The sequence below is a fragment of the Methylocystis sp. WRRC1 genome (assembly GCF_020733155.1).
GTDB lineage: Bacteria > Pseudomonadota > Alphaproteobacteria > Rhizobiales > Beijerinckiaceae > Methylocystis.
In genome coordinates this window covers 1240098-1260677 of record NZ_JAJFZJ010000001.1, presented here as the reverse complement: position 1 = coordinate 1260677, position 20580 = coordinate 1240098, and the positions used below count along the sequence as shown (strand labels likewise).

The following is a 20580-nucleotide window of genomic DNA, read 5'->3' as shown; positions in this document are numbered from 1 at the left end:
AGAAACGCCATTCGCCGCTCGGCGAGGGAGGCGTTCGATGCCGAAATTTGCAAGTTATATTTTTTGTTTTCGTCGATCGCGTCGGCCCGTTCTGATCACGGCGCTGTTTTTGCTCGCATGCGACATGCTGACTCCCGTGAAATCAGCGGTCGTCAGCCCGCGTGATAGCGGCTCTGCTTCCGCACAGGAGCAGCCTGTCCCGGTAAAAACCAAATATTGTTCCGACCGCGGCAAAGGCCTGGTCCAGGTAGATTTCACCGAAAGCTACGGAGAAGTGTGCGAGGCGCCGGGCGAGACCATGCTGGCGCGCGTCGCCGTCTGTATGGCGCGCGGAATGGAGGCGGTGCTCGTTCCGGATCTCAATGGCGTCGTCTGCGCCGCCGCGTCGCGGGGCGGCTTCTTTCTCGAATCGACAGTTGCAGGGAAACCGCGTTACGAAGCGCCAAAATATGTGAAGGCCGCACAGATTTGCGCCGATGCCCAAACATCCGACAGGCGGGTTCTGCCCAGGGGGTTCGTCAAGGATCTGGTCCGCGAGACGAAAGACAAGGTCGATCCCAAAGGAATAAGGCTGATCGGCGCGATTTTTTGTGAAGGCCTAGATTTGTCTGGCCTGGATATTCCATACACGCTCGCCTTGGACCGTTCGACTTTCAGATGCGGCAAATCCACCGAGTGCAGGCGTTCGCCCGTCGAGGTCAGAAATTTTCGTACGAAAGGCGACTTTTCTCTCGATACCGTTCTCTCCTATGAAAGAATTCTGATTACCAGAGCCGAAATTTCGGGTTCATTGTGGATGGAATTTGCCTATGCGCAGAAACTTGTCATTTCAGATACGACGGTAAAGGGCTCGCTCAGACTGAAAGGCTCTCTCTATCGTGAAGAACTGAACATCGAGAACGTGGCCATATCAGGCGACGTCGATTTGTCTGCAAGCTTCTTTTCCAACGTGTCGCTGCTGAAGAACCAAATTGATGGCGCGCTGGACCTCACCCAAAGCCAGGCGCGCTGCAGCTTCGATATTCGAAAGAACGAAATTGCCGATATCGTCGGAGTGGAATTTGGTTTCGGCAGCGTAAAATCCCCTTCTTCATTTCAAAAAAAGGACGATGCGGTTTACGGCTTCAAGGACCATGAAACAGAGTCCATCGGCGCCGCCGGCGACGAGAACGCTTTTGAAAGATACGCCAATTCCGGAGAGGTCATCAGCAAGAATGAAATGCGCCACACGCCCTGCAAGGCGTATCGGGCTATCGTTCCCGGCGTCCTCGTTTTCATAAATAATCATGTGAAATATTCGATGTGTCTGAGGGATTTCAGATGGCTCTCCGACTATGCCGGTCGTCCGCGAGACAGCATCATTTATCTGAACGAGGATGTCGTCGACGGAGCCGCCTGGCTGGATCTCGACAAGACGCTGGAGGCTTCGACAGGCGCGGGCGTTGCCGACGAGGGCAAGCCAATATTGAGCATCTTCAATTTTCGGACCGGAACGCTGGTTCTGGATTTTGGAGTCGCAACCAGGAATGTCGTGGTCAAGGTCAATGGTCTGCACTTTCAGCGCGTTTACAGCGCGAAAGATCGTTGCGAGACGGCCTTGTCGCCGCGCTCGAGCGCTCGTCAATCCCTGACGACGCCGACTGCCGGCGGCAAACCGCTTTTCCCGCCCGACCTGCATCTTCCCGACGCCGAAGATGTGACAGCCTGGGTGACAAAGAACGAGTTCATCGGCACCCAGCCGTTTCAGGAATTCGTGGCCGTTTTTGAAAAAGCCGGCGATCTCAACGGCGCCCGCGACCTCAAGATCAAAGGTGAGACCGCAGCGGTGAAAGCCAATCTTTGCATGAGCTGGGGCGTTCATTGTGATGGGGTTGGACGACAAGTCGGCGATGCGACGCGAAACGCCGAAACCAACATCCTGCGTCGTATCGAAGGGAGGTTTGTCTCGATCGTGCAATACGCCCTCTGGTGGCTGGCGGATCACGGCTATAGACCAGAGAGGGTCATCTGGTTCGTTGCGCTCGCGCTCCTCCTCTTCTGGCTTTTCATTCAGACCGTGCTTGGAATTGTGGGCTACAGCGTCGATGGCGAAACGGACCCTGCTGCGCCACGCCGGATCAAGCCGATCAGCTTCATCTTTCTTTTCGACAAGCTCGTGCCCGCCTACAGGATCAGGGAGGAGCACTCGAAGCCGCTAATATTTTATGTTCTTCCCACCAGCGAGTACGAAAAGACATATCCCTTCCGCAGATTTTTGAGGGAATGGAGCGTCACGGAAGCCAGCGAGAAGCAGCGGCGCCAGATCGAACTTTCTTTTGACTGGCTCAGATTCCTCGGCCTTATCTTCGCGATCTTCCTCGTTGCTGCGATAAGCAGGCTGGTGCGGTGAGGGTTCACCGACGTTCATGATCGCGGGGGCGCGAGAGGCCGAGTGCGCCCCACCAGCTCGTCGCCTGCATCGGGCGCGAGGCGCCAGAAAAGGGCCGCCGATAGCGCGGAAATTGTCGCGACTACGTAAAACGCCGGCGCGAAATCTTCCGCGCGCAATGCGCCGCCGCCATCCAGCGCGCGAGACGCTTCAAGGGCGGCGGCGCCGATCGCGACGCCGGTGGAGAGCGACAATTGCTGGCCGACCGCGGTGAAGCTCGTCGCATTGCTCATCGATTCCTGGCTGATGTCCGCATAGCCGATGGCGTTGAGCGCAGTGAATTGCAGCGAACGATAGAAGCCGCCGACGAGCAGCACGGACATGATGAGCCAATGCGGCGTCGCCGCCGTGAAACAGGCGTTGACGACGAGAAAGATCGACGAGATCACCGCATTGACGATCAGTACGCGGCGAAACCCGAAACGCTTCAGTATCGGCTGCGCCGTCGTCTTCATCGCCATGGCGCCCGCCGCCGCAACAAAGGTCAGCAGGCCGGACTGATAGGCGGAGAGATTGAAGCCGGCCTGCAGCATCAGCGGCAGCAGGAAGGGCAGGGCGCCGAGTCCGATGCGAAACAGAAACCCGCCATAGATCGCCGCCGCGAATGTGGGGATGCGAAGGAGCCGCAAATCGATGATCGGATGCTCGGCGCGCCGCGCATGCCGGACATAGGCGAGCAGGGCGGTTGCGCCGATGGCGATGACCAGCGCCACGACGGGCGCCGGCGCGAAGCCGCGTCCCGCGATGGTGAAGCCGAACACGAGACAAGACAGGCCGACGCCCGACAGCACCGCGCCTTTCAGATCGAGCGGGCGCACATTCTCCTCAAAAAGATCGGGTATGAAACGCGTCACGAGCGCCACGCCGAGAAGGCCGATCGGCACATTGATCCAGAAGATGTAGCGCCAGTGCAGATAGGTCGCGATGAAGCCGCCGAACGGCGGGCCGATCAGCGGCCCGATGAGCGCGGGGATGGTGAGCCAGGCCATGGCGCGCACGAGTTCGTGACGCGGCGCCGTTCGCAGCAGCACGAGTCGTCCCACCGGCACCATCATCGCGCCGCCAAGCCCCTGCACGACGCGCGCAGCGACAATCGTCGCGAGCGAACCGGAGAAGCCGCAAAGGATCGAACCCAGCGTGAAGACGACGATCGCCGCGCGAAAAATGCGGCGTGCGCCGAACTTGTCCGCGGCCCAGCCCGAGAGGGGGATGAAGACCGCGAGCGAGAGCAGATAGGAGGTCAGCGCGAGTTTCAGCGCAACCGGGTCTTCATGGAGGTCTGCCGCCATCGCGGGCAACGCCGTCGCCAGCACGGAGCCGTCGAGCTGCTCCATGAACAGCGCGGTGGCGACGATGAGCGGCGTGACGAGGAAGGAAGACAAGGGCGCTGTTTCGCGATCGGACAGTGAAGACGACGCCCGTCTTACCGCATCAGATGAGCTTCAGCCCGCGAAAACTGGCCTGCCCGTTCCGGCCGACGATGAGATGATCATGGACGGCGATGCCGAAGGGCTGGGCGATCGTGATGATGTCCTTGGTCATGCGGATGTCGGCGGCCGAGGGCGTCGGGTCGCCCGAGGGGTGGTTGTGCGCGAGGATCAGCGCGCTCGCGCCGAGCTCCAGGGCGCGGCGAACCACCTCGCGCGGGTAGACGGGGGTGTGGTCGATCGTGCCGACGCCCTGAACCTCGTCGGCGATGAGCGCGTTGCGCTTGTCGAGAAAAAGGATACGAAATTCCTCGCGCTCCGCATAGGCCATCGCCGTGCGGCAATAGTCCATCACATCCATGAAGGATGAGAGCACGGTGCGTTTTTCCAGCTTGCCGCGCGCAAGCCGCCTCGCGGCGGCCTCGACCAGCTTGAGCTCCACGATCGCAGCCTCGCCCAGCCCGTCGATCTCCCGTAAGCGCTCGGGCCGCGCGGCGACCGCCTCCGCGAAGGAGCCGAAGCGGTCGATCAGCGCCTTGGCGAGCGGCTTGACGTCGCGCCGCAGGATGGCGCGAAACAGCAGCAGCTCCATCAGCTCGTAGTCGGCGAGCGCGTTTTCGCCGGCCGCCATGAAGCGGTCGCGCAGCCGTTGCCGATGGCCATGATAGTGGATCGACTCTTCGCGCAGCCCGCTCGGCGTAGGGCCGTTCCGCTTTCTTGTCCGTCCCTCCGACGTCATGCGTCCGTGCGCGGCGCGCCGGCGGGATTGTCCAGCCCCAGCGGGGAGAGCGTGAAGATTTCCGCGCCGGTCTCGGTGACGCCGATCGAATGCTCGAACTGGGCCGATAGCGAGCGGTCGCGGGTCACGGCGGTCCAGCCGTCGGAGAGAATTTTCACCTGCGGGCGGCCGAGGTTGATCATCGGCTCGATGGTGAAGAACATGCCGGGACGCAGCTCCACGCCCTGACCCTTCACCCCGTAATGCAGGATGTTGGGCTCGTCGTGGAAGACGCGGCCGAGACCGTGGCCGCAGAAGTCCCGAACGACCGAACAGCGTTCGGCCTCCGCATATTGCTGGATGGCCGCGCCGATGTCGCCGGTGGTCGCGCCGGGCTTCACCGCGGCGATGCCGCGCAAAAGCGATTCATAGGTCACGTCGATCAGCCGCTGCGCCTTGCGGGGTATTTCCCCGACCGCGAACATTCGGCTCGCGTCGCCATGCCATTCGTCGAGAATGAAGGTCACGTCGATATTGACGATGTCCCCCTCGCGCAGCGCCTTGTTGTCCGGCACGCCGTGGCAGACGACGTGATTGATCGAGGTGCAGATCGACTTGCGATAGCCGCGATAGTCGAGGGGGGCGGGATAGGCGCCGTGAGACAAGGCGAAGTCGAAGACGAGGTCGTCGAGCGCCTGCGTCGTCACGCCAGGCTTCACATGCGGGACGAGCATGTCGAGCGCCTCGGCCGTCAGTCGGCCGACCCGGCGCATGCCCTCGAAATCCTCCGGGCCGTGCAGCTTGATCTGCCCGCTCTTGCGGCCGGCGGGGGCGAGGTGTGACTCGATAAAGGTCATGAGGGCGTCTGTGGTTCCGTCGAGAGTGCTGATTTAATCAACAAGGTAATGGTTCGGCCGGCCAAAGCAAGCCGGGGGCGGGGCCTCGCGCGACTTTCGCACATCCCGCGGCAACACGCGCCATGGCGCGACTGGCGCGACTCTTGTATATGAAATGGGCGGAGCCTGGCGCCGCCGGATTCGGTGCGCCTTCAAAATTCGATGAAAGCCGACGTGCAGAAGAAGCGCATCGACTCGATAGATTTCTGGCGCGGCGTCGTCCTCGCCGTAATCCTGGTCAATCACATCCCCGGAAATGTGCTGGGCGCCTTCACGCCGCGCAATTTCAATTTTTCCGACGCGGCGGAGGTTTTCGTCTTCCTTTCCGGCGTTTCGGTCCAGCTCGCCTATGGCGAAAAGTTCAGGCGCAGTCCCGGCGTCGCCGCGGCGGCGTCGCTCGTGCGCCGCGCCGCGCGGCTCTACGGAGCGCATCTGATGCTGACCGCGGCGGCGCTGGCCCTCTTCTGGGTGGCGAAGGATTACACGCCATACGACCTGTTGCTCAGCGAGCGGGGCCGCGCCACGCCGTTCCTCGATCCGGCCCGCGGCGTCGTTGGCATTCTCGCGCTCAGCCATCAGGTCGCCTATTTCAACATCCTCCCGCTCTACATCGTGCTCATGGCGGCGGCGCCGCTGCTGCTCGCCCTGACGCTGCGCGGCCGTTTCGCCATGCTGGCGGCGTCTGTGGCGCTTTACGCCGGCGCGCGGATGGCGGGCGTAAATCTGCCCTCATGGCCGGAGCCGGGCGGCTGGTATTTCAATCCGTTCACCTGGCAGCTGATGTTCGCTCTGGGGATTTTCTGCGGGGGCGCGCTGCAAGATAAAGGCGTGCCCTATCACCCCGTCGCCTATCATTTTTCGGTGGCCTTCACTTTCATCGGCGCCATGGTCGTTTCCAATGTTCTCGGCCTCGCGCCGGGCCTCGTTGAAGAGGCGGGCCTTTATCTGGACTGGGACAAGACCGACCTCGGCGTCGTGCGAATCATCGATTTTCTGACGCTCGCTTACGTGATCCACTTCTCGAACCTGACGGCGCGCATCAGGGCGACGCGAGCCTTCAGCTTCTTCAGCCTGATGGGGAGAAACGCGCTGCCGATCTTCTGCGTCGGCAGTCTGATGAGCGCTGTGGGGCAGATGCTTCGTGATTCGAGCTTGGCGTCGCCGGTTCTCGACGTCCTTTATGTCGGCGCCTCGCTTGCGCTGCTGCACCGCCTCGCCGGTCATATCGACCGTGATCGGCCTGTGCTCCTCCTTCCCTATAGCCAGCCGGCCGAGTGAGGCGCCGGGGCCGGGCCTGCGCCGGCCCATGCCGGAAGATGTCCTGTGAGGCTTGGCGTTCGTCCGCGCGCCCGCCATAATTGACGCTCCAGGGAGGCGGGCGAATGGAAGACCCCAAAAAGGGCGAGGCGCCGGCGACGGCGGCGGTTCTTGTCATCGGCGACGAGATTCTGTCGGGCCGCACACAGGATGTAAACACTCGCTATATCGCCAATTATCTCGGCGAGATCGGCGTCGATCTGAAAGAAGCGCGCGTCGTGTCGGACGACGAGGCGGCGATCGTCGCCGCGGTCAATGAACTGCGCGCGCGCTACACTTACGTGCTCACCACTGGCGGCATCGGCCCGACGCATGACGACATCACCGCGGATGCGGTGGCGAAGGCCTTCGGGGTCGAGATCGGCGAAGATCCCCGCGCCATTTCACTGTTGCGGGAGCGCTTTTCGGAGGAAGAGCTCAATCCCGCCCGCCGGCGCATGGCGCGGATACCAAAGGGGGCGGAACTCGTCCTCAACGCCATCTCCAAGGCGCCCGGTTTCTGGATCGGCAATGTGATCGTCATGGCCGGCGTGCCGGTCATCATGCAGGCGATGATGGACACTGTCGGGCCGCAGCTCAAATCCGGCGCGCGCATATTGGTCGAGACGGTCGCGGCGGGCGCGATTCCGGAGGGCAGCTACGCTGCGCGACTGGAGGAAATCGCCCGCGGGCGTCAGGGTGTCAGCGTCGGCTCCTATCCGTCCTTCACCAGCGCCGGCGTCCGCAACCAGATCGTGCTGCGCAGCCGCGACAAGGACGCACTGGCCCAGGCTGCCGAGGATGTGCGCAGGCTCCTGGCCGAATTGGCCGACCAGGACGGGCGGCGTTGACGACAACTGAAAGGAGCGAGGCTCACATGCATGGCGCCGGCAAGTCTTTCCCCGTCTCCTGGGACATGTTTCATCGCGACGCCCGCGCGCTCGCCTGGCGACTCGCCTCGATCGGCGGCTTTTCGGCGATCGTCGCGGTGACGCGCGGCGGGCTCGTGCCGGCTGGCATCGTCGCGCGCGAACTCGGGATCCGCGTCATCGAGACCGTGTGCGTCGCGAGTTATCACGAGGAGACGGAGCGGGACACGATAGAGGTGCTCAAGCCCCTGACGGAAACGATTCTCGAGCGCCCGAGCGCGGAAGTGCTGATCATCGACGATCTCGTCGACACCGGCGCCACGGCCAGAGCCGTGCGCAATATGCTTCCCAAGGCGCATTTCGCCACCGTCTACGCCAAGCCGCAGGGCCTGCCGATGGTCGACACTTTCGTCACCGAGGTCTCGCAGGACACCTGGATCTATTTCCCGTGGGACACGGGGCTCAGCTTTCAGGCTCCGATTCAGAAAACGCAGGGGAGACCGACGCGGCGAGGGTAAAAACCCGCTTGTCGCGGCCGCGGAGCGCGCCCTATAACGGGCCGCGGCGTGATCCCGGAAATCGGATCATGCGTCATGTCGTGCGGGCGTGGCGAAACTGGTAGACGCAACGGACTTGAAGCAATTTGAGTGCTCCAGACGGGAAACCGAGGGAGTAGAACCGCTCAAAGTCGGGGAAACCTCCAAAAGTGGCGATCCCGAGCCAAGCCCGCCGGGCGGCGGGAAGGTGTAGAGACTAGACGGGCGGCGCCTAAGGCGTTTCACGCTAGGGCGAAGGTATAGTCCAGACCCCAAACCCGCGCGAGCGGGGCGGCGAAAGCCGTAGCGGGTACGAAAATCCGTAGGGCCGCAAGGCCTGTGCCGGTTCGATTCCGGCCGCCCGCACCAAATCTTCGCCAAATTGAAAAAGAAGACTCAGCGGACATCCGGGACTCGCCGGACGCGTCACGGCGCGCGACAATCCGCGTTTCCCGCAACAGGCCAAACTCGGCCGATGTCAGATTTCTTTGCGCGCTCTCGCGAATTCCCGGCGAAGGACGGTCCATTCGCTGGCGGAGACGGTCGCGATTCCCCGATTATGACTTCTTCAAGCAAATCGCCTTAATCGCCGCATGGCTCAAATCTGCGTCCGTCGACCCGATACTCGACAAATTCATCTTCGACGCATGTGCCGATGACGATCGTGAGCGCCTCCAGATAATAGGGACTGGCGGCCGACAGGTCGCTTTGGTCGAAAACGGGCGTGGTCAATACAGCCGTCACGATCGCGGGTTCGCCATAGTTAGGGTAATGCCTGTTCTTGAGGCCGGCTTTCCATTGCACGAATTGGCCCTTCACGAATTCGTGAGGCCGATCCAGCCGATCGGAGAGTTCTCTGAGCTTGTCTTGCAGCTGGCGTGCGCCATGACCCTGCAATTTACTGACCGCCCGAATTGCAGGGGAGCTTCTCTCAACTTCAGCCATGACGCCGTCGCCCTTTCTGTGACTATATCACCCAGCCAGCCCGATTACACACGAAATAGAACAATTACACGCGTACATTTCTCTAACTCAACTGGCAAACATATCCGAATACTGTCTTCAAACCATGGAAATCTCAAGCGTTAATTTGTTCGCAGACGGTCCCGCGCGTTGATTTCAATCCAATTCTCTCCGCCGAAGCTTGCGGCAAGGTGACGTCGTCAGCGGCCGTGCTGGCGAAGCGCCCGGGAGGGCTCTTTAAAACCAGATACTTATGCTTCTGCGCCGCTGTGACGGAACGGGTCATGCGCGATCATAAATCGACCATGGATCGCGGCCGCGCCCGGGCGCCGATGTCGCGAACGGTCTTGCGCCGTTGCGGATAGTTCAATTGCGGCGAGGCAGGCGAATTGAAATAAACAAGTGTAATCCAATCAAGTTCCTGAAGCCGCTTTTCCGAGAATATCATGACGTTTCGCAAATCGAGGTGATCGCCTGCCGTGTAGACACCGGCGCCGGCGCCATATGATTTTCATGCTGTGGTCCCTTGGGACCCCACATACGCCGTCATATTTCGATGAAAACCGGTTTCCGAAACGCTGAGGTGCGCCAGGAAATCCATCGATACATCAATAACCGGGCCGTTCGACGCAGGATGGCTTGAGTTGGCGGAGTTAATGATGCGGAATAATCGTAATACGCTCCTGATCATCTCGACTGTCGCTGCTCTTTCAGGATTTACTGCGCTGGCTGACAGTCCGAATGCGCTGGCGGGCGAGCGCCAGCAGTTAGCGTTTCTTCATGAGCAGCATCATGGACGTTCAGATGAGCACGCCCATCACAGCAAGGGCTGCTTCGTCACGACATCGCCCCAGCATCATGCGAGAGGCATACGCCATTGGCGCAATCCCTGTCCGCATCATGATCCCAAACATCTGAATCCCTATCATCCGGGCCATCGTCGCCATAGCCCGCATTCGCAGCATCATTCGGAACACCATCAGTGATCCGGCCGGCCTTGCGGGCGGCGCGCCCCGCCGCTCGCGCCGACGTGGGTCGAACTCGGCCGCGTGCGCTTCGTCTCCGTCACGACGCAGTTTCGTCGCGAGGCTCGAAGCGTTACCTTCACCGTTAATTATTGCTTAGCTTTCGCCGACAAGAGTGGTCGCGCGCGATGAACGCGCGTGATTCGGCGACGAGCGGTGATGACGGACGCAGCGAAGCGATATTCGGACGATGTAGATGGCGCCGTGGCGCCGACGCCGGATCAAACCACGAACCGTCAGGCCGGGCCGGCGCGGGCGCGTCTCGATCTCATGCTGACCTCCGGCGGCGACGAGCGCATCTGGCCGGATCCGGTGACGCGCCGTAACCGCTATGGCGCGCCGACGCAGCCGGCGACCGACGAAATCTGGTTCTCCTCCTCCACCGCCGCGGCCATCACAGAGCGAGGCTACGCCGCCGCCCGCGACGCACTGGCGGCGCTGTCGCAGGACGGCGCCGATCTCCCCGCCTGGTTCGATGCGTTACGGGCGCGGATTCGCGCGCAGCTCGGCGCGCCCGGCGTGGAGGTCGTCCTCACCGCCTCCGGCACCGAAGCCGAATTCGCCGCGCTCGCGGTCGCCAGGGCGCTTCTGCGCCGGCCCATCGCCAATATCGTCGTCGCGCCGGAGGAAACCGGCAGCGGCGTCGCGCTGGCCGCGACGGGCGCGCATTTCGCCGCGACGGCGGCTTTCGAGCCGCAGGTCGAAAAAGGCGCGCCGCTTGCCGGCTGGGCAAGGGACGACGCCGTCATGCGCGCGATAAACATACGCGACGCAAACGGCCGTCCGCGATCCGCGCAGGAGCTCGACCGCGCCGCCTGTCTCGCCGTCGCCGACGCGCTGCGCGTGGGACGCGGGGCGCTGTTGCACGTGCTCGACTGCTCAAAGACCGGCCGCAGCGGGCCGAGCCGCGCCGTGGCGCGCGAGATGGCGGCGAGCGCGGGCGAGCGCGCGCTGATCCTCGTCGACGCCTGCCAGCTGCGATGCTCCTTCGACGAGATAAGAGCCGATCTCGACGCCGGCTTTCTCGTCATGGTGACGGGCTCGAAATTCGCAGGTGGGCCGCCCTTTTGCGGCGCGCTGCTGATCCCCCCGGACAAGGCCGCGCGGCTTGGCGATCTGCGCCTGCCCGAGGGCTTCGCGGCATACGCCGCGCGCTTCGACTGGCCGCGGCGTTTCGAGAGCGCATTCGAGGCGGCGAGTTTCGCGCCGGCCAATCTCGGGATGGGGCTGCGCTGGGAGGCGGCGCTCGCCGAGATCGAGGCTTACGCCGCGATTCCCGCTGCGTTGCGTGAAAATATCATCGCGCTCTTCACGGAATCGGCGCGCCGCTGCGTCGCCGGCAACCCCGATCTTGATTTTCTCGACGCGGAGAATTGGCGTCTCGGCGGCAAGCCGGCGACGATCTTTCCGATCATCACGCATCACGGCGACGTTGCGCAGGCGCGGTTGATCTATGAATCATTACGCGCGCCCGACGGCGATTTCGAAAAGCCGGAGCTTTCGCGCGTGTGTCATGTCGGTCAGCCGGTCCTGCTCGGCGGCCGCGCCGCGCTGCGCCTGTGCTTCGGCATGCCGCAGGCCAATGCGGTTGCGGAGCGCGTCGCGCAGGGCATGGATCCCGAGACCGCCTTCCGCCCGCTGCGCGAGGACATGGAACTGCTGTTCCGCAAATGGGGCGCGCTCGCGAGGCGCATCGGCGCCAATGGCGCTCTCTCACTCGCCGCATCCAGCAATTAACGCCGCGCGCAACGCGCTGCGCAACAGGACCGGAGGATTGCCGTGGCGTTTTCCTTTTTGAGTCGCAAACCAAAGACCGAGCAGCCCGCGCCGGCCGCGAGTTTCGACACCGCGCATGAGGGCGGAGAGGCGTCCATGGCCGAGAGCATGCAGCGCGCGGCGGCGCAGACCGGGGCGCCGCCAATGCAATTGATGCGGGAATATTCGCGTCTCGCCTTTGGACCCGGCAAGCTCTCCTTCGAGGATTATATAAAATACCGTCTCTTCGACGACGCATGGCTTGCCGGCGCCGATAAGGGCGACTTCGTCGGCGCCCGCCGCAATCGAGATCTCGTGGTCGAGATCAACTATCGCCACGATTGGCATGGTCTGCTGACAAACAAACTCGCCTCGCAGAGCTATTTGGCGACCTATGGCCTGCCAACGATTCCACCGCTGGCGATCTATGCGCCGGGCCTGAGCGTCGCGTCGGAGAGGTTGCTGCGCTCACGCGAGGAGCTTCGCGCCTTTCTGATGATTGAAGAAAATTACCCGCTCTTCGGCAAGCCGGTCGAAAGCTTCCAGAGCCTCGGCGCGCTGGCGCTGCTGGGTTGCGACGCGGCGACCGGCGAGCTGATCGCCGTCGGCGGCAAACGTCTCGATGTCGATGCGACGATCGACGACATCGAGAAACATTACGCCGCCGGCTATCTGTTCCAGCGGATGCTGCGGCCGCATCGCGATCTCGTTGCGGCGATCGGCGAGCGGCTCGCGACCGTGCGCATTCTCACTATCGCGACGCCCGATGGTCCGAAAGCGTTTCGCGCAGCATGGAAGCTCCCCGCCGCCGGCAATATCGCCGACAATTTCTGGCGCGCTGGAAACATGCTTGCCGGTCTCGATTTCGCGACCGGCCGTATCCAGCGCGTCACGAGCGGCGTCGGCTTCGAGATGAAGGACGTGACGCATCATCCCGACACCGGCGCCCAACTGATCGGCCTTGCGGTTCCCGACTGGGAAAGGATGAAGGCGGTCGCGGTCGAAGGCGCGAAAGTGCTGCGCCACTTCGGCGTCATTGGCTGGGACATGGCGGCGACAGACGACGGCCCCGTTATCGTCGAAGCCAATGAGACGCCGGATTTCGGCCTTGTTCAGATCGCGGATCGTCGAGGCGTGCTGTGCAGGGAGTTCGACGAACTTCTCTCCGCTCAGCAGACGGCCGGAGCGGCGCATGTGAAGAGAATCAAGGAGTCGGTGGCGCGCCTTTGATCTCTGCGGCGAGACGGCTGTGTCGTCGCCCGTAGAGAAAATAGATCGCGAGGCCGAGCGCCATCCAGATGAGAAAGCGCTCCCAGGCGATGGCCGGGAGCCGAGACAGCAGCCATAATGAAAAGGCGACGCCGACAAGCGGAATGAAGGGAACGAGCGGCGTGCGGAATGTCCGCGGCGCGTCCGGCCGCGTGTGGCGCAGCACGATCACCGCAAGGCAGATCACCACGAAAGCGGAGAGCGTGCCGATATTCACGAGCTCCGCCACCTCCTTGATCGGATAGAGGGCCGCGACGACAGCCGTCAGCCCGCCGGCGATAAGCGTCGGGCGATGCGGCGTGCGAAAGCGCGGGTGAACCTGGGCGAACCAGCCCGGAAGCAAACCGTCTCGGCTCATTGCGAACCATATACGCGCGCAGGCGAGGAGAAACGCCAGCATGACGCTGGCGATGCCGGCGACGGCCGCGAGCGAAATAATCAGCGTAACCCAGGGCAGGCCAATGGCCGCGAAGGCGGTGGCGACAGGCGCGGAATTGTTCAGCGTGTCGTAATGCACGACGCCCGTCAGCACGAGGGACATCACGACATAGAGGGTCAGCGACACGGCGAGCGACAGCAGCACCGCGCGCGGCAAGTCACGCTGTGGCTCTCGCGCTTCCTCGGCGGCCGTCGTCAGCGTGTCGTATCCGAAGACCGCGAAGAATACGACCGCCGCGCCTTCGGCTACGCCCGAGAAGCCATAGGGCATGAAGGGCCGCCAGTTCTCGGGCCGCACATAGGGCAGACCCGCCGCGATGACGAGCAGCACGGCGGCGATCTTGATGATAACCATCGTCACATTGAAACGCGCGCCCCATTCGATGCGCAACGTCAGAAGCCCGGCGACGCCAAGCGCGCCGAGCGCCGCGAAGAGATCAATCACATGGCCCGGGCCAGTTCCTGCGGCGCCCGCCGCCCATGTCGGGACCGGCAAGCCGAGTTGCGTGAGCAGCGCCTGCAGATAGGCCGACCAGCCAATGGAGACGACGGCGACGACCAGCGCATATTCGAGGAGCAAATCCCAGCCGATGATCCAGGCCACAAGTTCGCCAAGGACCGCATAGGCATAGGTATAGGCGCTGCCGGCGACGGGAATGAGCCCGGCGAATTCGGCGTAGGACAGGGCCGCCGCGCCGCTCGCAACGCCGGCGATGAGAAAGGAGAGAGCGACCGCCGGACCGGCCTGCGTCGCCGCGACAACGCCGGTGAGAACGAAAATGCCGACGCCAATGAGCCCGCCAAGCCCGATCCCGGTGAGCTGCCACACGCCCAAAACGCGACGGAACTCGCCACGCCTCCCGGCTTCGGCCTGCAAACGCTCGATCGATTTTGCGCGCGTCAGCTCCCGCAAATTCATGTCTCGCCCCTCTGATCTCGGGCGATGACATAAGCTATTGCTCGCAGCCTGTCATGAGCGGGCCGGCCGCAAAAAGAGAGCGACCCCGAAGGGCCGCCCTCGCCGCAAGAGCGGTCGGCCTTACTTGGTCGCGGCTTCCAGATGCGTCAGCGCCTCTTCGGCGTGCTTCGTCGCAACATCCGCGTGCTTCTGCTTGCCGTGGTCGATCGCCGCATTCAGATGGGTGATCCCTTCCTTCGTGTGAGGATTGGCTTTCTCCGCCTCGGCGGCCTTGGCGTGCGTCAGCGCCGCTTCGGCATGAGTCACGAGCACATCGGCATGGCCCATCTTTCCATGTTCGATTGCTTCCTTGGTGTGGGAGATGGCTTCGGCGAGATGGTTTTCCGCCAAGGCGAGTCGCGGCGCGAAGAATGTCGCGACGCCGAGGGCGAGAGCGATGGCGAAAATTCTGCGATTCATGTGCGTCTCCTCAAAAGTTAGCCGCAGGCTGTATATGGGGAGGCGGTGGGACAAGTTCGAGCCCTCCCCTGCCCACCGCCGCCTATTGCCGATCGGCCGCAAAGCCTGTGCAGGTCTCCCCGAATTCGCCAAGGCCGTTTTCTAAGTATGAGGCAAGCAATGGGATGCCGAGAAGATAGGCCGAGGTCGAACCCTCGCGCCGGCTGCGCGCCTCGGCGACCGCCGCCGCCAATTCCTCGGCGGAGAAATCGCCGCGGCCAATCCAGGCCAGCGCAACCAGTTCGGCCTGCTCGTCGATGTCCATGGCGTCGATGAAAGAGGCGATCTCATTGCGCACGGTTTCATAGGCCTCTTCCGTCAGCACACTGGTGAATTTGTCATCCGTTTCATTGGAGGCGTCGGCCTCCATGCCCTCGTCTTCGCTTTCGATTTCCCGCGCCTTGACGATGACGAAACAAACCTTGTCAGTATTGATTGTCAGCATTGATTTCGTCCTTTGCTCTTCCGGACGCTCGTTGCGCCCGGATCTTCAATTCAGCTTCAGCTTTGTCCTTGCCGCGCGGCGTCACCCTTCGCATATATGCAGCGCAGACGCCTTTTTGATCGGCGGCGTCAGCGATTTTTGGAGAGTCAGATGTGGATCGGCGCGCCTCGGGAAATCAAGGACAATGAATATCGCGTTGGCCTGACGCCTTCATCGGTCGCCGAGCTCAAGCAGGCTGGACATGAGGTCCTGGTCGAACGCGGAGCCGGGGACGGAGCGGGCCTGTCAGATGACGATTACGCGGCTGCGGGCGCCCGACTCGTCAACGACGCGAATGAAATCTTCTCGACAGCCGAGCTTATTGTAAAGGTCAAGGAGCCGCAGCCGGGAGAAGTCGCGCAGCTTCATCCCGATCAGGTCCTCTTCACATATTTTCATCTTGCCGCCGATGCGCATCTGACGCGCGAACTCGCCGCGAGCGGCGCGCATTGTATCGCGTATGAAACCGTGACAGCGCCGGCTGGCGGCCTGCCGCTGCTTGCGCCGATGTCGGAAATCGCGGGACGTCTCGCGCCGCAGATCGGCGCGCGCTACCTGGAGAAACCGGCTGGCGGTCGGGGCGTGTTGCTTGCCGGCGCGCCGGGCGTGCCCTCCGCTGAAGTGCTCGTTCTCGGCGCGGGCAGCGTCGGCGTGCAGGCGACGACGATTGCGCTCGGCATGGGCGCCAGCGTGCTGGTGGCCGATCGCAATCCCGATGCGCTCAGACGTCTCGAAATCCGATTCGGATCCGCGGTACGAAGCATTTACTCGACAGGCAAAGCGATAGCGGAATCGGTGAAGCGCGCCGATCTCGTCGTCTGCGCCGCCTTGTCGCCCGGCGCAAGGGCGCCAATTCTTATCACTCGCGACATGCTGAAAACGATGAAACGCGGCGCGGTCATCGTCGACGTCGCCATCGATCAGGGCGGCTGCTGCGAAACCTCGCGGCCGACGAGTCATTCCGATCCGACCTATGTCGTCGATGGCGTCGTGCATTATTGCGTTACGAACATGCCGGGAGTCGTGCCGCGCACTTCGACATTCGCATTGAACAATGCAACGCTGCCATTCGTTCTCGCAATCGCCAACAAAGGTTGGCGCGCCGCGTTGCGGGACGACCCACATCTTCGCGCCGGCCTCGCGATCACGGGCGGAAAAATCGTATCAATGCCCGTTGCGGCTACGCATAATCTGACCTTTACTCGCTTCGAGGATGTTTATGATGGTTAACGCCTAATTAACCGTTGACAATCGCTCGTATCAATCTCGCCCCAATTAAGTAACGACTGCTTCACGCAACACGTGTTTACAAATAGTATTTGGTTGACCCAAAGGATTCGCAGACTTTACCTTGACCATAAGCCGATTCGCAGCGGCACTTCCCTAATTGCGGAATTTGGAGGCAAAGCATGTTCATCATCGTCGACGAGCGCGATCTCGTAACGAATGGATACGCGTGTCGATTTGGTCAGGAAGGAATCGCCTCGGCGGGCTTTAGGCCTGGACAGTTTCGCGATTGGGTCGACTCGGCCGTCGAGGGCGACGTTCAGGCGATCGAGGCGTTTCTCATCGGCGAATGTCCGGAGCGTGAAGAAATTCCCAAGCTGATCCGCCGTCGTTCGCAGGCGCCGGTCATCGCCATGAACGAGGCGCCCTCCCTAGAGCAGACTCTTGGCCTGTTCAGCGCCGGCGTCGACGATGTTGTCCGCAAACCGGTTCATGTTCGCGAAATTCTGGCGCGCGTGCACGCCATTCGCCGGCGTGCCGAAGCCCGCCAGGATTGTGCGGCCGTTGGCGGCATACAGGTGTTCTTCAACGGCAGCGATCCGGTCGTCAACGGCGAGGTTCTCGCCTTGCCGCGTCGTGAACGTCGCATCCTCGAATATCTCGTCGTAAATCGCGGCCGTCGGTTGACGAAATCACAGATCTTCAACGCCGTCTATGGCCTGTTCGACGATGACGTCGAGGAGAACGTCATCGAAAGCCATATCAGCAAGCTGCGCAAGAAGTTGCGCGCCCGTCTGGGATATGACCCGATCGAGTCCCAGCGTTTCCTCGGCTATCTGCTCGTCGCTTCTCCCACGGACGCCGTTGATCGCGAGTCCTTGCTCGCGGCGGGCTGATGTCCGCCGCCTCCTGCTAATCATTTCACGTCATGATTTAATTTACGTGATAATCGGTTCTTAGCTTTCCCTCCCTACACTATTCGCGTTCAATGCGTGCGCGAGTAGTTGTATGCCGGTGTTCGCGGATGTTCTTGCCGATGTGGAGTCCGTGCGATGCGTGGACTCTGCGAAGGTGTCGCCTTCAATTCATTTCGAGCTTGCTTCAGTGGCGAGGAACGCCGACGTCGGCGCGCACGATGAAAGACTGCGGCGCGTCTCCGCCGCTTACCGGGCGACAATCGATGCCCTTGAGTCGTCAACCTCGATCATTCGAAATCGCGACGCCGAAATTGCAGAAAAGCGCTCTCCGAACGCAGAGTTTCCGGCTCTTCTCTCCCAGCAGATCGCCAAGGCGCGCCATTCACCGGAAAAACTGAAGTCATTGCGTCGGAGGATGGCGTGGATGCTCCATCCCGATCGCACACCGAGCGACGTCGCAGCGGCGTCGCAAGCGATGGCGCATTTCAATGCGACGATTGACGCCGCGTTAGCCGAATGTTCGAAGCGTTGAATAGTGGCGCGCTCAACGCTCGCATATCAGGCCGCCTTGGGTGCCGACGACCCATTTATTGTCACGTCGCCGTATTGAGACCACTTCTCCCACGCCAGGAAGCTTGACGCCAGGAGAGACGCGCGCAATTCGCCCTTGCGGCGTGCGGATCGTTGCAGCGGTCGCCGACGCCTTGATCAGCTCGAAGTCGCCCAGAACTGTTTCAGGCAAATTCCTCCGTGTTGAGCCCACTGGCGTATAGTCGATTTCCGCCGAACCAAGGGGCCGATACCGTGACGGCGCCGATGACGTTAGTCTGGCGTAGATCGCCAGATGTTCCAGCCCGGCGAATTGAGGATCGCGATCGGCATTGCCCAGCATATGGGCTGCAAATGCGACGCTGCCGCCTGCGAGGGCGACGCCCGTCACCCGTAACAACGCCTCCGTTCGATCAATGCGGCCACGCCATTGAAATCTCATGAATAGCCTCCGCCATGAGCATCTCGCCAATGCGCTTGAATTTTAGGGCTCGATGCCGATGCGAGGCTTGTCTCGCCGCCAGACGAAAAGGTGAAGAATCCGTTAAGTCCCGCAAGGTTCGAGACAGCTATAGGAAATAACGTAAATGAGCAGTCACCAAGAGGCTTCCCACATGCACCCCATGACGCAACTGGACATCCTTCGCAGACAAATGGTCGAGGAACTGACCCAGATTCCGCAATATCGCGCATTGAAGACGATGGAGCGCTTCATCGCGGAGATGTCCGCTATCTATGAATCGACACCTTCCGCGGAAGAAGAAGAGGAGGAAGAAATCGACAGCGCGCAGCAAAAGATTGCGCAGGCTATCGAGAACCATGTGAGAGGGGATTCGGGACCGGCGATCGTCAAGAACGCCACCTATGCGCCGGTGCAGCGGGTCGCGTAAGGCATACAAGAATCATGCGCGGCGCTCAATCAGGCGCCGCGCCCAATAATCAACGAGGCATATCCTCGCGCGGGACGAACGTAAAGTTCCTGACCAGCGTTTCCTTTACGACGTTCTTCCCCATCCGCTGATTCACATTCGCAGTAATCTGAGACGTCAATGCACTGAGATCTGCCTTCTGTATGTCGGAAAAGTCGATTTTCGATTCGGAGTAAATAACGCGAAAGGCCTCATCCAGAAAAAAGCTCTCCGGATCAAGCGTATGCTCGTGTTTGTCGGCCTGCGGACCGACCATTGAGAACTCTGCGGAAACGTATCCTCTCAGAACGCCGTCGGCGATAACCGGAACCGTTATCGGTTTCAATTTTCGCACATCCAGTTTTTCCGCGTGCTCGGCGGCCGGCGCAGTGTTTTGATGCATACGCCAGTATGCGCCGCCATAGGTTGCTCCCAGTGTCGCAACACAGGCCCAAAGCCCAATGAAAATAGTGCGAAACATCTTATTCCCGTTGCATTATCGACGCGGCGCGCCCTTCCTCGAATAGGTTCCGTCCGATTCATCGCTACGGATGCTTTCGACAATAAGGCATGTTATCTCCTGCATCGCATGCAGATGCAACTGCAGCGCTTCAGTATTGGATCCAAGTTTCTCGACGAGACGGTTCAATCGTTGCTGGGCAAGGCTGGAGGCTCGGGGAGGGAGGTTGCGCGCGACGCGCGTGAACTCGAGCAAGGCGTGTGTCTTGCGTAGATTGAGCGCCTCGAAATCAATGCGCGCGCAAGACCTCAACACTTGCGTCTCGGCATCGATCAAATCTTCGAGCCTTTCAACGCATCGTATGAAGGCGATTTCGGCCAACGACGGCGGCGCGTCGTTCCCGGTGAAGCCTTCCACGTCTTCCTGAACTGAACTTGGCGCAAGAAACTCGTTCATCGACTTGCAACCCCCGATATAATCAACTTATTCACGAACGCTCAGGCGCGAGGCATAGAGGGCGGGGTAAGCGGCCGCAACTCGGTGGGCGAATAATCGCCCTTGTCGATAATCCTCTGAATTCCGATGGCTCCCGATTTCGCCAATTGAGTCCCCAGTTGCTCCGCCATCATGGAACGCCATATGTTGCCCGCGCCACCAGATCCGAAAGTTCCGCCTTCAACTTTCGGCAAAAGAAGCTCGAGCCAGCTTTGGAGTATGTAGGCTTCAAATTTCTGCGCGGCGACCGCGGCGGGGGTCTTAGCGGGTTGTGGCCGTGTCGCCAGTCCTGTGGATTTCGCGCTTGGCAGCGTCAGCAGGGAGCGAGCGGGATCTGCGTTCCGCGAGCCGTCGAGGATGGCCGAGAACGCGGTCGCAGGCACGCCATGCGCGACGCTGATTTCGCTGAGACGTTTCATGGCAGCTTCGCGCTTGTGCGGATCAGCCGCGCGCGCGACGTCCGAGATGATGTCGGTTGAAGGGAAAATCGACATTGCGAGTCC

General features: G+C 61.6%; 22 protein-coding genes. 11 read left to right on the top strand and 11 right to left on the bottom strand.

Annotation, left to right across the window (positions count from 1 at the left end):
- The first annotated feature begins 37 nt into the window (after positions 1 to 37).
- A complete protein-coding gene (locus LG047_RS06205; RefSeq protein ID WP_227965964.1) occupies positions 38 to 2389 on the top strand; it encodes a hypothetical protein in 2352 nt (783 codons plus the stop codon).
- Between the two features lie 14 nt (positions 2390 to 2403).
- Here the strand turns inward: LG047_RS06205 and LG047_RS06200 are convergent, their stop codons facing one another.
- Genes LG047_RS06200 through map form a run of 3 tightly spaced genes read right to left on the bottom strand, consistent with a single transcriptional unit; the run spans position 2404 to position 5430 of the window.
- Positions 2404 to 3810 (bottom strand): DHA2 family efflux MFS transporter permease subunit, encoded by a 1407-nt coding sequence (locus tag LG047_RS06200; protein ID WP_227965963.1) that lies wholly within the window; start codon positions 3808 to 3810, stop codon positions 2404 to 2406.
- Positions 3811 to 3859: 49 nt separating this feature from the next.
- On the bottom strand, positions 3860 to 4594 hold the full coding sequence (gene radC, locus LG047_RS06195) for a DNA repair protein RadC (protein WP_227965962.1): 735 nt from the start codon (positions 4592 to 4594) through the stop codon (positions 3860 to 3862).
- A complete protein-coding gene (gene map / locus LG047_RS06190) occupies positions 4591 to 5430 on the bottom strand; it encodes a type I methionyl aminopeptidase (protein ID WP_036285899.1) in 840 nt (279 codons plus the stop codon). The genes radC and map overlap by 4 nt, the downstream gene beginning before the upstream one ends.
- A gap of 201 nt (positions 5431 to 5631) precedes the next feature.
- Here map and LG047_RS06185 point away from each other — a divergent pair, with 201 nt between their 5' ends.
- From LG047_RS06185 to gpt, 3 genes are all read left to right on the top strand, one after another.
- Positions 5632 to 6747 (top strand): OpgC family protein, encoded by a 1116-nt coding sequence (locus LG047_RS06185; RefSeq protein WP_227965961.1) that lies wholly within the window; start codon positions 5632 to 5634, stop codon positions 6745 to 6747.
- Positions 6748 to 6851: 104 nt separating this feature from the next.
- Positions 6852 to 7616, top strand: coding sequence for a molybdopterin-binding protein (locus LG047_RS06180; RefSeq protein WP_227965960.1), 765 nt, complete (start codon positions 6852 to 6854; stop codon positions 7614 to 7616).
- 26 nt (positions 7617 to 7642) lie between these two features.
- Entirely contained in the window at positions 7643 to 8152 is a 510-nt protein-coding gene (gene gpt / locus LG047_RS06175) for a xanthine phosphoribosyltransferase (protein WP_227968440.1), read from the top strand.
- Between the two features lie 600 nt (positions 8153 to 8752).
- Here gpt and LG047_RS06170 read toward each other — a convergent pair.
- Positions 8753 to 9115, bottom strand: a complete 363-nt coding sequence (locus LG047_RS06170; RefSeq protein WP_227965959.1) for a hypothetical protein — start codon at positions 9113 to 9115, stop codon at positions 8753 to 8755.
- 674 nt (positions 9116 to 9789) lie between these two features.
- Here LG047_RS06170 and LG047_RS06165 point away from each other — a divergent pair.
- The 3 genes from LG047_RS06165 (at position 9790) to LG047_RS06155 (ending at position 13143) form a co-directional block, all read left to right on the top strand.
- Positions 9790 to 10119, top strand: coding sequence for a hypothetical protein (locus LG047_RS06165; RefSeq protein ID WP_227965958.1), 330 nt, complete (start codon positions 9790 to 9792; stop codon positions 10117 to 10119).
- Between the two features lie 198 nt (positions 10120 to 10317).
- Positions 10318 to 11895, top strand: coding sequence for a hypothetical protein (locus LG047_RS06160; RefSeq protein WP_227965957.1), 1578 nt, complete (start codon positions 10318 to 10320; stop codon positions 11893 to 11895).
- A 42-nt stretch (positions 11896 to 11937) separates the two neighbouring features.
- Positions 11938 to 13143: a sugar-transfer associated ATP-grasp domain-containing protein gene (locus tag LG047_RS06155; protein ID WP_227965956.1), complete on the top strand. Its 1206-nt coding sequence runs from the start codon at positions 11938 to 11940 to the stop codon at positions 13141 to 13143.
- Here the strand turns inward: LG047_RS06155 and LG047_RS06150 are convergent.
- The 3 genes from LG047_RS06150 to LG047_RS06140 form a co-directional block, all read right to left on the bottom strand.
- Positions 13118 to 14539 carry an amino acid permease gene (locus LG047_RS06150; protein ID WP_227965955.1) on the bottom strand — a complete coding sequence of 474 codons (1422 nt, stop codon included), beginning with the start codon at positions 14537 to 14539 and terminating at the stop codon, positions 13118 to 13120. The two genes, LG047_RS06155 and LG047_RS06150, sit on opposite strands and share 26 nt — an antisense overlap.
- 120 nt (positions 14540 to 14659) lie before the next feature.
- A complete protein-coding gene (gene smbP / locus LG047_RS06145) occupies positions 14660 to 14998 on the bottom strand; it encodes a small metal-binding protein SmbP (RefSeq protein ID WP_227965954.1) in 339 nt (112 codons plus the stop codon).
- Positions 14999 to 15080: 82 nt separating this feature from the next.
- A complete protein-coding gene (locus LG047_RS06140; protein ID WP_036285915.1) occupies positions 15081 to 15482 on the bottom strand; it encodes a DUF3775 domain-containing protein in 402 nt (133 codons plus the stop codon).
- A gap of 150 nt (positions 15483 to 15632) precedes the next feature.
- On the opposite strand from LG047_RS06140, the gene ald reads away from it, so the two are divergent.
- From ald to LG047_RS06125, 3 genes are all read left to right on the top strand, one after another.
- Positions 15633 to 16751 (top strand): alanine dehydrogenase, encoded by a 1119-nt coding sequence (gene ald, locus LG047_RS06135; RefSeq protein WP_227965953.1) that lies wholly within the window; start codon positions 15633 to 15635, stop codon positions 16749 to 16751.
- Between the two features lie 179 nt (positions 16752 to 16930).
- Complete coding sequence (locus LG047_RS06130; RefSeq protein WP_227965952.1) at positions 16931 to 17644, top strand: response regulator transcription factor; 714 nt, start codon at positions 16931 to 16933, stop codon at positions 17642 to 17644.
- Positions 17645 to 17756: 112 nt separating this feature from the next.
- Positions 17757 to 18197 (top strand): hypothetical protein, encoded by a 441-nt coding sequence (locus LG047_RS06125; protein ID WP_227965951.1) that lies wholly within the window; start codon positions 17757 to 17759, stop codon positions 18195 to 18197.
- Between the two features lie 12 nt (positions 18198 to 18209).
- Here the strand turns inward: LG047_RS06125 and LG047_RS06120 are convergent, their stop codons facing one another.
- A complete protein-coding gene (locus tag LG047_RS06120; protein ID WP_227965950.1) occupies positions 18210 to 18656 on the bottom strand; it encodes a hypothetical protein in 447 nt (148 codons plus the stop codon).
- A 145-nt stretch (positions 18657 to 18801) separates the two neighbouring features.
- On the opposite strand from LG047_RS06120, the gene LG047_RS06115 reads away from it, so the two are divergent.
- Entirely contained in the window at positions 18802 to 19104 is a 303-nt protein-coding gene (locus LG047_RS06115) for a hypothetical protein (RefSeq protein ID WP_144259743.1), read from the top strand.
- A 49-nt stretch (positions 19105 to 19153) separates the two neighbouring features.
- On the opposite strand, the gene LG047_RS06110 is transcribed toward LG047_RS06115, so the two are convergent.
- The 3 genes from LG047_RS06110 to LG047_RS06100 are packed head-to-tail and all read right to left on the bottom strand — an operon-like array spanning position 19154 to position 20571.
- Complete coding sequence (locus tag LG047_RS06110; protein WP_227965949.1) at positions 19154 to 19603, bottom strand: flagellar basal body-associated protein FliL; 450 nt, start codon at positions 19601 to 19603, stop codon at positions 19154 to 19156.
- A gap of 15 nt (positions 19604 to 19618) precedes the next feature.
- Entirely contained in the window at positions 19619 to 20038 is a 420-nt protein-coding gene (locus tag LG047_RS06105) for a hypothetical protein (RefSeq protein WP_227965948.1), read from the bottom strand.
- A 41-nt stretch (positions 20039 to 20079) separates the two neighbouring features.
- Entirely contained in the window at positions 20080 to 20571 is a 492-nt protein-coding gene (locus LG047_RS06100; protein WP_227965947.1) for a rod-binding protein, read from the bottom strand.
- Between the last annotated feature and the right edge of the window lie 9 nt (positions 20572 to 20580).

Bases quoted from the DNA above. Each gene is read 5' to 3' on its own strand.
- LG047_RS06125 (WP_227965951.1), top strand. From the start codon at position 17,757: ATGCCGGTGTTCGCGGATGTTCTTGCCGATGTGGAGTCCGTGCGATGC.
- gpt (WP_227968440.1), top strand. From the start codon at position 7,643: ATGCATGGCGCCGGCAAGTCTTTCCCCGTCTCCTGGGACATGTTTCAT.
- LG047_RS06160 (WP_227965957.1), top strand. From the start codon at position 10,318: ATGACGGACGCAGCGAAGCGATATTCGGACGATGTAGATGGCGCCGTG.
- LG047_RS06180 (WP_227965960.1), top strand. From the start codon at position 6,852: ATGGAAGACCCCAAAAAGGGCGAGGCGCCGGCGACGGCGGCGGTTCTT.
- LG047_RS06110 (WP_227965949.1), bottom strand. From the start codon at position 19,603: ATGTTTCGCACTATTTTCATTGGGCTTTGGGCCTGTGTTGCGACACTG.
- LG047_RS06150 (WP_227965955.1), bottom strand. From the start codon at position 14,539: ATGAATTTGCGGGAGCTGACGCGCGCAAAATCGATCGAGCGTTTGCAG.
- LG047_RS06185 (WP_227965961.1), top strand. From the start codon at position 5,632: ATGAAAGCCGACGTGCAGAAGAAGCGCATCGACTCGATAGATTTCTGG.
- map (WP_036285899.1), bottom strand. From the start codon at position 5,430: ATGACCTTTATCGAGTCACACCTCGCCCCCGCCGGCCGCAAGAGCGGG.
- LG047_RS06115 (WP_144259743.1), top strand. From the start codon at position 18,802: ATGAGCAGTCACCAAGAGGCTTCCCACATGCACCCCATGACGCAACTG.
- LG047_RS06140 (WP_036285915.1), bottom strand. From the start codon at position 15,482: ATGCTGACAATCAATACTGACAAGGTTTGTTTCGTCATCGTCAAGGCG.
- LG047_RS06120 (WP_227965950.1), bottom strand. From the start codon at position 18,656: ATGAGATTTCAATGGCGTGGCCGCATTGATCGAACGGAGGCGTTGTTA.
- LG047_RS06165 (WP_227965958.1), top strand. From the start codon at position 9,790: ATGATGCGGAATAATCGTAATACGCTCCTGATCATCTCGACTGTCGCT.
- LG047_RS06105 (WP_227965948.1), bottom strand. From the start codon at position 20,038: ATGAACGAGTTTCTTGCGCCAAGTTCAGTTCAGGAAGACGTGGAAGGC.
- LG047_RS06130 (WP_227965952.1), top strand. From the start codon at position 16,931: ATGTTCATCATCGTCGACGAGCGCGATCTCGTAACGAATGGATACGCG.
- LG047_RS06100 (WP_227965947.1), bottom strand. From the start codon at position 20,571: ATGTCGATTTTCCCTTCAACCGACATCATCTCGGACGTCGCGCGCGCG.
- ald (WP_227965953.1), top strand. From the start codon at position 15,633: ATGTGGATCGGCGCGCCTCGGGAAATCAAGGACAATGAATATCGCGTT.
- radC (WP_227965962.1), bottom strand. From the start codon at position 4,594: ATGACGTCGGAGGGACGGACAAGAAAGCGGAACGGCCCTACGCCGAGC.
- smbP (WP_227965954.1), bottom strand. From the start codon at position 14,998: ATGAATCGCAGAATTTTCGCCATCGCTCTCGCCCTCGGCGTCGCGACA.
- LG047_RS06205 (WP_227965964.1), top strand. From the start codon at position 38: ATGCCGAAATTTGCAAGTTATATTTTTTGTTTTCGTCGATCGCGTCGG.
- LG047_RS06170 (WP_227965959.1), bottom strand. From the start codon at position 9,115: ATGGCTGAAGTTGAGAGAAGCTCCCCTGCAATTCGGGCGGTCAGTAAA.